The organism is Lysinibacillus sp. F12 (assembly GCF_057773605.1).
The window spans coordinates 534,937-547,389 of record NZ_JBYMLP010000002.1 but is presented as its reverse complement, the minus strand read 5'-3'; the positions used below and the strand labels follow the sequence as shown (position 1 = coordinate 547,389).

The 12,453-nt window shown below is 37.8% G+C and carries 13 protein-coding genes; 10 read left to right on the top strand and 3 right to left on the bottom strand.

All coding sequences use genetic code 11. The features are described 5' to 3' along the window. Positions 1 to 19 precede the first annotated feature (19 nt). The gene (locus AC3CH7_RS09785; RefSeq protein ID WP_012294910.1) at positions 20 to 1,048 is read right to left on the bottom strand and encodes an S-layer homology domain-containing protein; all 1,029 of its coding nucleotides are present in this window, start codon (positions 1,046 to 1,048) and stop codon (positions 20 to 22) included. A 125-nt stretch (positions 1,049 to 1,173) separates the two neighbouring features. Then, positions 1,174 to 1,911: an SDR family NAD(P)-dependent oxidoreductase gene (locus tag AC3CH7_RS09780; RefSeq protein ID WP_012294909.1), complete on the bottom strand. Its 738-nt coding sequence runs from the start codon at positions 1,909 to 1,911 to the stop codon at positions 1,174 to 1,176. Positions 1,912 to 2,046: 135 nt separating this feature from the next. Here AC3CH7_RS09780 and AC3CH7_RS09775 point away from each other — a divergent pair, with 135 nt between their 5' ends. The 10 genes from AC3CH7_RS09775 to AC3CH7_RS09730 all read left to right on the top strand — a co-directional run bounded on the left by AC3CH7_RS09775 (position 2,047) and on the right by AC3CH7_RS09730 (position 11,290). After that, positions 2,047 to 2,688, top strand: coding sequence for a TetR/AcrR family transcriptional regulator (locus AC3CH7_RS09775; protein ID WP_051890856.1), 642 nt, complete (start codon positions 2,047 to 2,049; stop codon positions 2,686 to 2,688). Between the two features lie 186 nt (positions 2,689 to 2,874). After that, positions 2,875 to 3,030 carry a hypothetical protein gene (locus tag AC3CH7_RS09770; protein ID WP_172799064.1) on the top strand — a complete coding sequence of 52 codons (156 nt, stop codon included), beginning with the start codon at positions 2,875 to 2,877 and terminating at the stop codon, positions 3,028 to 3,030. 166 nt (positions 3,031 to 3,196) lie between these two features. Continuing rightward, positions 3,197 to 4,111 (top strand): metal ABC transporter solute-binding protein, Zn/Mn family, encoded by a 915-nt coding sequence (locus AC3CH7_RS09765; RefSeq protein ID WP_036164020.1) that lies wholly within the window; start codon positions 3,197 to 3,199, stop codon positions 4,109 to 4,111. A gap of 9 nt (positions 4,112 to 4,120) precedes the next feature. Next, positions 4,121 to 4,849, top strand: a complete 729-nt coding sequence (locus AC3CH7_RS09760; protein ID WP_031416200.1) for a metal ABC transporter ATP-binding protein — start codon at positions 4,121 to 4,123, stop codon at positions 4,847 to 4,849. A gap of 12 nt (positions 4,850 to 4,861) precedes the next feature. Next, a complete protein-coding gene (locus AC3CH7_RS09755; protein ID WP_031416199.1) occupies positions 4,862 to 5,734 on the top strand; it encodes a metal ABC transporter permease in 873 nt (290 codons plus the stop codon). Further along, positions 5,731 to 6,600 carry a metal ABC transporter permease gene (locus tag AC3CH7_RS09750; RefSeq protein WP_031416198.1) on the top strand — a complete coding sequence of 290 codons (870 nt, stop codon included), beginning with the start codon at positions 5,731 to 5,733 and terminating at the stop codon, positions 6,598 to 6,600. Before AC3CH7_RS09755 ends, AC3CH7_RS09750 begins: the two co-directional genes overlap by 4 nt. A gap of 228 nt (positions 6,601 to 6,828) precedes the next feature. After that, entirely contained in the window at positions 6,829 to 8,016 is a 1,188-nt protein-coding gene (locus AC3CH7_RS09745) for an MFS transporter (protein ID WP_012294904.1), read from the top strand. A 154-nt stretch (positions 8,017 to 8,170) separates the two neighbouring features. Beyond that, positions 8,171 to 8,821, top strand: coding sequence for an ArsR/SmtB family transcription factor (locus AC3CH7_RS09740; protein ID WP_198696048.1), 651 nt, complete (start codon positions 8,171 to 8,173; stop codon positions 8,819 to 8,821). An 84-nt stretch (positions 8,822 to 8,905) separates the two neighbouring features. Further along, positions 8,906 to 10,174 carry an MFS transporter gene (locus tag AC3CH7_RS09735; protein ID WP_036162013.1) on the top strand — a complete coding sequence of 423 codons (1,269 nt, stop codon included), beginning with the start codon at positions 8,906 to 8,908 and terminating at the stop codon, positions 10,172 to 10,174. A 327-nt stretch (positions 10,175 to 10,501) separates the two neighbouring features. Further along, positions 10,502 to 11,290 (top strand): lipid II flippase Amj family protein, encoded by a 789-nt coding sequence (locus tag AC3CH7_RS09730; RefSeq protein ID WP_012294900.1) that lies wholly within the window; start codon positions 10,502 to 10,504, stop codon positions 11,288 to 11,290. A gap of 108 nt (positions 11,291 to 11,398) precedes the next feature. On the opposite strand, the gene AC3CH7_RS09725 is transcribed toward AC3CH7_RS09730, so the two are convergent. Then, complete coding sequence (locus tag AC3CH7_RS09725; protein WP_416277601.1) at positions 11,399 to 12,274, bottom strand: gluzincin family metallopeptidase; 876 nt, start codon at positions 12,272 to 12,274, stop codon at positions 11,399 to 11,401. Positions 12,275 to 12,453: the final 179 nt, after the last annotated feature.

The following is a 12,453-nucleotide window of genomic DNA, read 5'->3' as shown; positions in this document are numbered from 1 at the left end:
TATCAGACTCTCTTGTGAACTATTGTTGTTTTAGCGTACCAGAAAAATTGGTGCCTTCACTACGCTCTGCACGACAATCGACTTCCGTAACTTTCAGCGCATTATTCGTTAATCGCTCTAGCTCGACGACACATCGATTGCCGTTTGAGGACTTATTCATTAATGCCTTATTTGAACTTGTTATCGTGGCAGTTCCGTTGACTTTCCCTGAAGCTGTCCCATCATTTGCAGTTAAAGCAATGGAAAAACTGTTGCTTGTGGCGTTTGAAATAACAGCATCTCGACGGTTAAAGTCATTTGTTCCTTTACCCCATTTATAATAATACGTATAAACGCCTTCCCAAGCACTCTTGCTAGGTGTAGTTTGCTGCAAGGATTTATCGAGTTGATTTTGGGCATTTTTAGCACGTGTATTTAACGATAATTTGTTGGCATTGTCATGAATAGCTTGTGCATCCCCTGAAATTTCATAAAAATTTCGTTCATCCATGCGATACAGCATTGTCACAACTTGTGCACGTGTCATATTGTTGGTCACACCATAAAACTTTTGTAAATTACGGTCTTCATACTGTGGATTTTGCCCAGATGAAATATAGTAATCAAGTAAAAATTGAATAGATGAATCTAATCCTTTTTTGCCACTAGCTAAATGAGTAATAGCTTGTGCCACGACACCACGCTTCACGGTAGCAGCTCGTAGCCGATTATCGAAATAGCCGTTTAAAGGGACACCATAGCTAGCAAGCTGGTTATAAAATTCATCCGACCACATGGCAGAAGGGGTCTGTTTTTTTAATTCATCAATGGGAGATTCAAGCTCGTAAAAAATAGCTAAAAGTTTAGCTAATTGCTGCTCGGTAATAGTAGCATTCGGTTTAAATGTACCATCTGCAAAACCATTTACAATATCATATTCTTCTGCCCATAAGATTGCTTCATAGGCATAATGATCCTCAGACACATCTTTGAAACCAGCAGCTTGTACATTGCTTGCACTGCCTACGATAAGAATGGAAAATAATAATATACCTATTAATTTTTTCATTTGTCATCTTCATCCTTTCTTGCTCGATATGTTAATAGTTTGCAGGAAATGGATAAAAACTGCAAATTTTTCTCAATAAAAAATAATCGCTTCCTTCTACAGAGGAAGCGATTATTTTGTGTTATTTATTGGGCAGTATAGCCACCATCCACCGTTAATGTGTTGCCTGTCATAAATGTTGAATCATCGCACGCCATGAATAAAACGGCTTTTGCCATTTCCTCTGGTTGACCTAAACGTTGCATAGGTGTTACATGACGTAATGGCTCTTTGCTCTCCTCAGGAATAATCGGTGTATCAATAAAACCAGGGCAAAGTGCATTAACGCGGATACCGCGTGTAGCAAACTCTAATGCTAGTGAACGTGTTAAGTTGATGACGCCACCTTTAGCTGCATTGTAGGCTGCAGACCCTGGTGAACCAACCCATCCATACATGGAGGCAGTATTGACAATTGTCCCGCCATTCGCTTTTAGCATCTCCTTAATGGCAGCCTGTGCCATTAAAAATACGCCATCTAAATCCACATTCACTGTTTGACGCCACTCTGCATAAGGCAAATCCTCAGTTGGCGTTACTCGCCCAATTCCTGCATTATTAAAAAGAACATCGACTTTGCCAAATGTCCCTAGTGTTGTTTGATAAATGGCGGCTACTTCATTTTCATCTGTTACATTTGCTTTCATAAAGATAGCCTCTGCTCCTTTTGCCTGCAGTTGAGCTGCAAATGCTTGACCTTTTTCTTCATTAAGGTCCACAAGTACCACTTTAGCACCTTCTGCTACAAATAATTCAGCAGTTGCTGCTCCAATTCCAGAAGCACCACCTGTAATAATTGCTACTTTATCTTGTAATTTCCCCATACATGACACTCCCTTAAAAGTAATTTTCTTGCACACTGCGTCGATTACGGTGTACTTTTATTGTAAAACTCTATAAAACGGAAACAATCATTAATGTCATGGCAAGTGTCTAACTAGTAGACATATCTATGTAAAATGTCTAAAAGGGAGGAAGAAATAGTGACAAAATGGACACAAAGACAGGAAAGAACCCGTCGTCATTTTTATAGCGCTTTAGTTGATTTAATTAAAAAACAAGGATTTCAGGCAATTACAGTAAAAGATATTGTAGAACAAGCAGGCTATAATCGTAGTACCTTTTATGTGCATTTTCAGGATAAATTTGAGCTAGCAGAAAATTTGCTAGAGCAGATGTTAAATGGCCTAGAAGTAGCGGTAGGGGAACCATACCTGTTTGGAGAAAGAGTGTATACAACGAAGCTAAAAGCTCCTTCTTTTAATATTATTCATTACATTTATAAGAATCGTACATTTTTTGAGCTATTAAACTTTGAAGATACGATTCCTGGATTGCATACCCGGATGCCTCTTACGATAACAAAAATTTATCAAGAACAATTTAACTTTGAGACCATCAACCATCAACCAGTGAATATGGATATGTTCAAACATTATACCTCTTATGGTTTTTACGGATTAATGATGCAATGGATTGCAAGCAACTATGAAAAATCAGAAGAAGCTTTAATAAAAGACATTATTGAATTAACTAAAACGCATATTTATGCATTTGAATTTATAGGAAAACCACTTGGAATCAATGATAAACGCATGTAATATCACTATTTTATAAAAAATCTCTAATCATAGCATTAGAGATTTTTTGTTTGGGCGAAAGTAAATTTTCCTCTAGAAAAAAATTTTTTAAAAGAAATTTTCATAAAGTAGTTGAATTATTTTTGTTTTAAGCATATATTTTTCCTAAGGGAAACAAAATATCTCTAAAGAAAGAAGAGTGCGTGAATGAAAGAGTTAGGTGATTTCAAGCTGACGATTCTTCCAATGGTTGTTTTATTACTTCTTACGATTCTTTGGAAACTTACAGAGTCTGTAGGAGCGGGCATAATATTAATCCTTTTCTGGATGAGCTGGCGCCAGTTTATTCGGAAAATTATATAAATAAAGTAGGCTGTATGAGAAAGAGCAATGCATTTAAGGATGCAAGTCTGACAAGGCGGGCGTAGTCAAAAGATTTAATAAGGCATGTCCGCCACCCCCTTTATCGGTGTTTCATGACTGCTTTTTTTCAAGCAATGGCTAATAAAATGAAAGTAGAGGTAAGTCAATGAAACAATGGTTAGGTGTATTCGTACTATCACTCTCACTTCTGTTATTCGGTTGTTCAACTGAAGCAGATGGAGAAAAAAAAGGAATTGTTGTCGCAACGACAGGACAAATTGCAGATGCCATAAAAGAAATTAGTGGCGATCATTTACAAGTATCAGCATTAATGGGACCTGGGGTAGACCCCCATTTATACAAGGCTACGCAAAGTGATTTATCGAAATTGGATAAGGCTGAAGTTATTTTTTACAATGGTTTACATTTAGAAGGACAGATGCTCGATATTTTTGAACAAATGGCAAAGGATAAAACCGTGTTAGCTGTTGGGGAAACGTTAGATACTAAGCAGTTACTTGCAAGTGATAGCGATGCCATGCTACATGATCCTCATATTTGGTTTGATATCGAGCTATGGAAGGGCGTTGTCCAAGCAATCAGTTTGCAACTTCAAGAAGAATACCCAGAATTCAAAGAAGATTTTCAAGAAAATGAAGAGTCTTACTTAAAAAAGCTAGACGATTTACAAAGCTATGCGCAACAGCGTGTCAAAGAAATTCCAGAGCCGCAAAGGATTCTAGTTACTGCCCATGATGCTTTTAATTATTTTGGTCGAAGCCGAGGTTTCCAAGTGCGTGGCTTACAAGGACTAAGTACGGATTCAGAGTACGGAGTCAAAGACGTACAGGAAATGGTTGATTTTTTAGTAGCTCATAAAATCAAGGCCCTTTTTATCGAATCTAGTGTGTCTGATAAAGCGATGAAGGCCGTGATTGAAGGGGCTAAAGAAAAGGGACATGACATCGTGATCGGTGGAGAACTATTTTCGGATGCGATGGGTGCGGAAGGCACTACAGAAGGTACGTATATAGGGATGTATAAATATAACATCGACACAATTGTCGATGCATTAAAGTAGGTGGATAAAATGGATGCATTAACAGTGGAAAATCTTTCAGTAGCTTATGATAAGAAAACAGTATTGGAAAATGCCTGTGTGACGGTTCCTAAAGGTCATCTAGCTGCGATAATCGGGCCAAATGGTGCCGGAAAATCAACGTTTTTAAAGGCTATATTAAATCAACTTCCTAATAAAGTGGGGAAAGTTGAGATTCTTGGTAAAATCTTTGAGCCAAAAAGTTTAGTAGTTGGATATGTACCTCAGCGAAATGCCGTTGATTGGGATTTTCCAACGAATGCCCTCGATGTCGTGTTGATGGGGAGATATGGCCATACAGGTTTATTTAAAAGACCGACGAAGCAAGATAAACTGGTCGCTCGGCAAGCATTAGCAAGTGTAGGGATGCTGGACTTTGCAGACCGTTCTATAGGACAACTTTCGGGCGGACAGCAGCAGCGTGTATTCCTAGCAAGAGCTCTAGCACAAAATGCAGATATTTATTTCTTAGATGAGCCATTTGCTGGGGTAGATGCTGCAACAGAAAAAACGATTATTGATATTTTAAAAGCATTAAAGGCTCAGGGCAAAAGTATTTTTGTTGTGCATCACGATCTTCAAACGGTCAAGGAATATTTTGATTATACGATTCTACTAAACAAAACGATATTAGCATCAGGTGCAACAGAAGATGTTTTTACACCAGAACAATTACAAAAAACATATGGTGGTAAACTTTTCATGATGCAGCATGCATAAGGAGGGTTCAAGATGTTAAGTGGTAACTTATTGTGGGTACTTAGTGGCACTATGTTACTGGGTATAGCTGCAGGCATAACTGGAACTTTCTCCTTCTTGCAAAAACAAAGCTTAGTGGGCGATGCTGCGGCACATGCAGCATTACCAGGTATCGCACTTGCGTTCCTGCTCACAGGGCAAAAGGAATTACCGATTTTAATGCTGGGAGCGGGTATTACATCTGCTTTATCTGTGTATTGTATACAATGGATTGTATCTTTTTCAAAATTGAAGGCGGATGCAGCTATTGGATTAGTACTGACCGTATTTTTTGGTGTCGGTGTAGTGTTTTTAACAGTTGTCAACAGAAGTCCAATTGGAAACCAGAGTGGCCTTAATAATTTTATATTTGGCAAAGCCGCAACGATGACAAAAGCTGATTTAATGTGGCTGTTCATCAGTGCAGCCATAATTATTTTAGTTAGTCTTTTCTTTTATAAGGAATGGAAATTACTCATCTTTGATCCTGTTTATGCAAAAGGAATTGGCTTACCGATTGAAGCTTTAAAGGCCACGCTAACAGTGTTAATTGTCATGACAATTGTTACAGGGATCCAGGCTGTAGGCGTAATTTTAATGTCAGCTTTATTAATTATTCCTGCTGCATGCGCCAAATTATGGACTAAAAAATTGAGTACGATGCTCCTCTTGAGTGCAGCGATTGGAGGTATCTCAGGTGTTACAGGTACTTTTATTAGCGCGATTCGAACAGGATTATCAACCGGTCCTATTATCGTTCTAGTGGCGGCAGGTATATTCTTGATCTCCTATTTTATAAGTCCTGCTGGTCAAATTAATAAATATCGTAGAAAAATGCAATTTCGAAAGCAGGGTGATGTAGGATGATAGAATTCTGGGTGGTAGTAACTGGCTTATTAGTGGGTATAACATGTGGGATTGCAGGCGTTTTTCTTATTTTGCGTAAAATGTCCATGATAGCTGATGCCATTAGTCATACTGTACTCTTTGGGATTGTGATGGCCTATATCATTACCCAATCATTAAATGGCTTTTGGATGTTGATAGGTGCAGCAGTTGCGGGTATTTTAACTGCTTATCTTGTGCAATTATTACATTCTTCTGGTATTCAAGAGGATGCAGCGATAGGGGTGGTATTTACATCGTTATTCGCGGCGGGAGTCCTGCTAATTACATTATTTGCAAGTAATGTTCATTTGGATGTAGAGCATGTCTTAATGGGAGAGATTGCTTTCGTTCCATGGGATCGATGGACGATTTTAGGTCTAGCAATGCCTAAGGCAGTATGGATGCTTTTACTTGTCTTAATCATCAATATTGGATTTTTGCTACTATTCTTTAAGGAAATGAAGCTTGCAACCTTTGACCCTGTCTATGCCGCAACAATTGGTATACCTGTTGTCTTTCTCCACTATGGATTTATGACCTCGATTTCATTTACAACTGTTGCAGCCTTTGATAGCGTAGGAGCTATTTTAGTCGTGGCCATGCTAATTGGTCCAGCAGCAACTTCTTATTTAATTAGTCAAACGATTAAGCAAATGTTTATCTACAGCATGCTCTTTGGGGCTGCAGCTTCCGTGATCGGCTATTATTTAGCGAAGCTATGGGATACCTCTATAGCAGGGATGATGGCCACAACTGTAGGCTTGTTGTTTATCATTACATTAATTAGTCAAAAAATAATCGAGCGCAGAAGAAAAGCGCTTGTGCATAAGCTGGAGCTATCATAATAAAAAACATCGTTTGATTAATTCATCAAACGGTGTTTTTTTGCTTATATAATTCAAACTTTTGGATGATTTTTCTTTATAGGAAAAATAGTATACTTCTTAAAAAAAGATAGAAAAGGGTGGAATGGCATAGAACCTAGTAATATTTTTTTATATCACTGTGTACGAATATTTTAAATTTTGTTACGATAGGTTTTATGACATTGTAGGAACAACGAGGAGAACAGCATGTGGCGAAATCGAAATGTATGGATTATTTTATTAGGTGAATTCGTCGTAGGTCTAGGCTTGTGGGCTGGTATTATTGGAAATCTCGCCTTTATGCAAGAGGTAGTACCTTCAGACTTTCACAAATCATTAATTATTTCTTGTGGTATTTTAGCGGGCTTGGTCGTAGGGCCTATGGCTGGTCGTATTATCGATCAATCGAAGAAAAAAACGGTTGTACAAATGGCGAGTATTGGGCGAATAGTGAGTGTATTATTTATGTTTATCGCACTTTATACAAATTCGGTTGTATGGATGATTTTATTTTTAATTACATTGCAAATAGCAGCTGCCTTTTATATGCCTGCACTGCAATCCATTATTCCAATGATTGCAAAGGAGCAAGACTTAATTACATTGAATGCCTGGCAAATGAACGCTAGAACTATTTCTAGAATCATCGGTACAGCCGCAGCAGGATTCATGCTAAGCTTTTTTGAATTAAAATGGTTATATATCATTTCATTTATCGTATATATCGTCATGTTTGTTATTACTAGTTTATTGCAATTAGATGAAGTGACAAATGCAACAGTAACAAACAAAGAAAAAGGAAACTTTAAAGAGGTATTACCGATGGTGAAAGAGCATCCAATGGTTCTAATGACATTGGTGCTTATGTTAATTCCAACGTTATTTTTAGGCTCTTTTAATTTAGTTATTATGAAAATTTCTGAAATGCATCAATCGACAACGATTTCAGGTTTGTTGTATACAGTGGAAGGTATCGGCTTTATGCTTGGTGCGGCAGGCTTAAAAATAATAGCTGATCGAGTACAAATGGGCACACTCCTCTTCACATTGGCATTTATTATTGGGTCCATGGAGCTCTTGCTATTACTAGCAGATATCAAACTTTTTGCTTTAGTAGCCTTTGGAGTATTTGGCTTTACAGTCGGCTGTTTCTTCCCAACGACTATGGTTATTTTTCAGAAACAGGTTCCAAAACAATTTCATGGACGTTTTTTCTCTTTCCGAAATATGATTGATTCGGTCGTCTTTCAAGTCGTGCTATTGTCTACAGGTATGATGCTAGATGTAATTGGCTTAAGTGGGATGGGGCTTGTATTTGGCATTATTAGTTTGAGCTTAACGACGACATTTTTATTTTATTCTAAGAAAAAGAAAGTCGTCATGCACGCCCTTTAGTCCTATTGCTAGAACATGTTTTTAAAACATGTTCTTTTTTGTGCTTAAAAAATGGTTTTTTTCGTAAAATTAAGTAATTGACAATGGTAAAATAAAGAATTAATATTCAACTATTCAATAAATTAATTGAATAGTTGAAAGGTGGTACTCAACATTGCATGAACGACATTTAAAGGATTTGTTATATCAAGAATTCGCTAGAATTGGAAAAAGTTTATCAAGCCCTAAACGATTAGAAATACTTGATATTCTCTCTCAAGGTCCAAAGTCTGTTGATGCATTAGCCAAAAGTACAGATATGTCCGTAGCTAATGTGTCTCAGCATTTAAAGACACTTTTTAATGCCAGATTAGTCAAATTTTCAAAGGAAGGTAATTTTGTTATCTACGAATTAGCAGATGAAGTGATTGCTAAATTTTTAACGACATTACATGCGCTATCTGAAAAACAATTGATTCCGGTTCAACAAATAAAAGAAGAATTTTTTAATGAGCATCTTGGCATAGAGGGAGTAACACCTTCGGATCTCGTATTACGCATGGATAAAGGAGAAGTGCTATTACTCGATGTTCGACCAAAAGAAGAATTTGAACAAGCACATATTCCAGGAGCCGTTTCTATGCCTATTGAAGAATTAGAGAATCAACTATCTACCCTGCCAACACATATTGACATTGTAGCTTACTGTAGAGGACCTTATTGCTTAATGTCAGCCGAAGCTGTAAAAATGTTGAAAGCAAAAGGGATCAATGCTTTCCGGTTAGAAGAGGGTGTATTAGAATGGCAGAGGCTGGCTAGAGAATAACGTAGAGCCAGTTGGAACGATTTATAGGATACATAAAATGGCTACATGTATTATCTTATGCAACTAGAAAGAGGGGTAAAGAGAATGTCTGGAAAAGCGGAATTTTCGATAGAATCATATATGGAGTCACCAGAAAAATTAAAAAGCTTATATAGGCGTGTATTAATAGTAGTGAGCCTATCTCAAATATTTGGGGGAGCAGGGCTAGCGGCTGGTATTACAGTAGGTGCTTTATTAGCCCAACAAATGCTTGGAACCGATGCATATGCAGGTGTACCATCGGCATTATTTACATTAGGGTCAGCTGGTGCAGCTTTTATTGTTGGTAAATTATCACAACGTCATGGCCGTAGAACAGGGTTATCCACTGGTTTTATTGTTGGGGGGCTAGGAGCCATTGGAGTTGTCATGGCTGCGATATTTAATAGTGTTATTATGCTGTTTATATCTCTATTAATCTATGGAGCAGGAACTGCAACCAACTTACAGGCACGGTACGCGGGTACAGACTTAGCGAATGACAAACAACGTGCAACAGCTATAAGTACGACTATGCTTATGACAACATTTGGTGCTGTTTTAGGTCCGAATTTAGTAGAATTGATGGGGAAAGTGGCATTATCGATTGGTATTCCTGCGCTTGCTGGTCCTTTTCTGCTATCTGCTGCCGCTTTTATAGTAGCAGGATTTGTCCTATTTGTGATGCTGCGTCCGGATCCCTTAGAAATCGCTAAAGGAATTGAGGCGCTTAAGCAAAAATATGCTATAGAAAATGAAATACCGTCCACACATCCAACAGCTAATAAACGTGGTTTGGCGGTAGGGGCAACCGTGATGGTTTTAACACAAATTGTCATGGTAGCGATTATGACGATGACACCCATACATATGAGACACCATGGACATGGTTTATCGGAAGTAGGTATTGTGATTGGATTTCATGTAGGTGCTATGTATCTGCCATCGCTTGTCACAGGTATTCTTGTTGATAAAGTCGGACGAACAGTCATGAGTATTGCTGCCGGTGTTACCTTGCTTCTAGCGGGTTTATTAGCGGCATTTGCTCCAAGCGATTCGATGGTTTTACTTATAGTGGCACTTTCTTTACTTGGGTTAGGCTGGAATTTCGGTTTAATTAGTGGTACTGCACAAATCGTTGATGCAACGGAGCCGTCTACCCGCGCAAAAACACAGGGGAAAATGGATGTTTTTGTGGCATTGGCAGGGGCATCTGGGGGAGCGCTATCTGGGATGGTCGTTGCGAATGCTAGTTATGCGGCATTGTCCTTAGCAGGCGGCCTAATGTCGTTGCTGCTCATTCCAGTAGTCATTTGGTCTAGAAGAGCAGTTTAATATAATGAGAGAAGGAAAATGGAAACTACGCTAGAATTCCAATCTGTTAGTGGAAGAATGACCATTGCGAAAAATCTTCGCAATGGTCATTCTGCTTCAAAGGGATGTTTTTTGGCGTACTATGTTTATGGTTCATGATAGAGAGGGATTAAGGGAAAGGGCGTTGTTAGTTTTTAACGGATAAAAAACCTTACCTATGCTTTTTATATTTAAGGTAGATAAGATTTTTCAATCGGAACTATTTTGATTGTTTTGCGTCAGTATGTAAAATCGTTAGAAAGCAAAGAGTAGGTACATAGTGTGGATTTAATAACAAATAAATTGATAATGATTGCCTTGTTTATTTTAATCATTCATGCCATTGAAACGCTTGCCTATGCCGTACGTTTATCAGGTGCGCGTGTCAGATTACTAGCATCTGCTTTAGCACTTTTTAATGTAATGGTCATGGTTTCACGGCTCGCTAATATGATGCAACAACCATTTACTGGTAGTTTGGTCGATACTGCACCTGTGGGCGATGCCTTGACACATGTAGAACAGCAGTTTCGTATAATTATTGGAGCGGCATCAGTTGGAACACTAGTAGGCATCTTACTCATCCCAACTTTCGTGGCCATTTTTTCAAGAGCTATCGTTCATCTGGCTGAGGAAAGGGGTTCCATCCCAGCATTACTGAAAAAGGGTTTTACATTTGAATATGTAAGACGTAGCTTGAAGCATATTCATAAGCCACGCTTTACCTATTTAAAAGATATAGGATTGGGAGATATCCCTCTGCAATTATTTATTACCAATATAGTCATTACGGCAATCTATACGATTGGCGTTTTATCAGCTTTGTATGCCACTTTATTAGTCCCAGAATTAAAAACAACTGCCGTTATGGCATCTGGTTTAATTAATGGCATAGCGACCATTCTATTAATTCTATTCATTGATCCAAAAATCTCCATTCTTGCCGATGATGTAATTAATAAAAGGGGGAGCTATATAGATTTAAAAAGAGCCTCGGTCATGATGATGTTTTCAAGATTTTTAGGAACGATTGTGGCACAGTTATTATTCATCCCAGGAGCTCATTATGTGGCATGGTTTGCAAAACTGATTGCCTAATTGAGGGTGCTAGATTTACGAGCATACTTTTACTTATAGGGAAAAAGGAAAAATCTAAGTCCGGTATGGTCCGAACTTAGATTTTTTGTGCTGACGTGGGTCTCTTTACTACCTTTCAAAAAATGTAGGATCAAGCTGGAGAATAATTGTATTAGTATCATAGAAATCAGGCAATTTTAATTTTTCTTCATAGGTAAACCGTGGTTGATTGTTAATAAAGGCTAACCAATCCATTTCAATTTCACTAACGCTTTTTCCGTATACTACTTCTATTTTCTTTGCCAGGTCTTTCTTATCATAGATTTGTTCAAACTTTTCTATCCCGTACGTTTCAACTAAATATTTAACAAATGAAGCAGCATGTATATAGCTCATCCCCCAAAGGACACTCTGTTCTTCTTTGTTTGGAAGCTCTGCGCGAAAATAATGATCATCTTGATTTGGGTCTATTAATTTGCTAATGGGAATTAATTTGTCTGAATCCAGAAAATGCTTCATATACTTTTCAAGATTTAATTCATTTTTACCGAATTGATCGTCCATATAAACCGCATAACCTTCCTGCGTAAAGTAGCCATTATCGGTATCAAAATTGCCCCCGTAACCAAGTAAGGAATGTGTCAATTCATGGACAAGTGGGGGATTTTCTAAGCTGAGATCTAACACGATTTTTGATGCTAATCCCCATGAGGGAGTACCATCATTTAGAAATACTGTTATATGCTCAGATGGAACATAGGATGTATGGATGGATTGCAAAATATTCTCATAAGCCTTACATAGTTCATCTTTTATCGTATCTACAGTTTCTTGGGGAGCCTCCATGTTATTAATAATCTCAAAGGTAAGTTTACCATCTGCTGTTACCACGATATTCTCTTTATTTTTTTCTTCTTGTATTTGCTCTTTAGGAATTGCGGTATTCTGAGAGCAGGCTGTTAAAAAGCATATAAAGATAAGGGTAAAGCCTCTAATTTTAAACATATGACCTCCAGAAAAATCAATATTTTCTAAATAGTACGGATTCAAAACCCAAAAGTTTCATTTTATGTAAAAAGAGAAGAAATGAAGAAAAGCTGCGGGTCTTAAGGAAGAGTTCCCTTGAAAGGAGAGGCATGAAGGTGAGAAGTGAAGTTCATTTATAGTATAATAGGGTTGACTTT

What these genes read in the sequence shown, in the direction of transcription:
- AC3CH7_RS09785 (WP_012294910.1), bottom strand. Translation starts at nt 1,048, where the DNA reads ATGAAAAAATTAATAGGTATATTATTATTTTCCATTCTTATCGTAGGC.
- AC3CH7_RS09780 (WP_012294909.1), bottom strand. Translation starts at nt 1,911, where the DNA reads ATGGGGAAATTACAAGATAAAGTAGCAATTATTACAGGTGGTGCTTCT.
- AC3CH7_RS09775 (WP_051890856.1), top strand. Translation starts at nt 2,047, where the DNA reads ATGTCTAAAAGGGAGGAAGAAATAGTGACAAAATGGACACAAAGACAG.
- AC3CH7_RS09770 (WP_172799064.1), top strand. Translation starts at nt 2,875, where the DNA reads ATGAAAGAGTTAGGTGATTTCAAGCTGACGATTCTTCCAATGGTTGTT.
- AC3CH7_RS09765 (WP_036164020.1), top strand. Translation starts at nt 3,197, where the DNA reads ATGAAACAATGGTTAGGTGTATTCGTACTATCACTCTCACTTCTGTTA.
- AC3CH7_RS09760 (WP_031416200.1), top strand. Translation starts at nt 4,121, where the DNA reads ATGGATGCATTAACAGTGGAAAATCTTTCAGTAGCTTATGATAAGAAA.
- AC3CH7_RS09755 (WP_031416199.1), top strand. Translation starts at nt 4,862, where the DNA reads ATGTTAAGTGGTAACTTATTGTGGGTACTTAGTGGCACTATGTTACTG.
- AC3CH7_RS09750 (WP_031416198.1), top strand. Translation starts at nt 5,731, where the DNA reads ATGATAGAATTCTGGGTGGTAGTAACTGGCTTATTAGTGGGTATAACA.
- AC3CH7_RS09745 (WP_012294904.1), top strand. Translation starts at nt 6,829, where the DNA reads ATGTGGCGAAATCGAAATGTATGGATTATTTTATTAGGTGAATTCGTC.
- AC3CH7_RS09735 (WP_036162013.1), top strand. Translation starts at nt 8,906, where the DNA reads ATGTCTGGAAAAGCGGAATTTTCGATAGAATCATATATGGAGTCACCA.
- AC3CH7_RS09730 (WP_012294900.1), top strand. Translation starts at nt 10,502, where the DNA reads ATGATTGCCTTGTTTATTTTAATCATTCATGCCATTGAAACGCTTGCC.
- AC3CH7_RS09725 (WP_416277601.1), bottom strand. Translation starts at nt 12,274, where the DNA reads ATGTTTAAAATTAGAGGCTTTACCCTTATCTTTATATGCTTTTTAACA.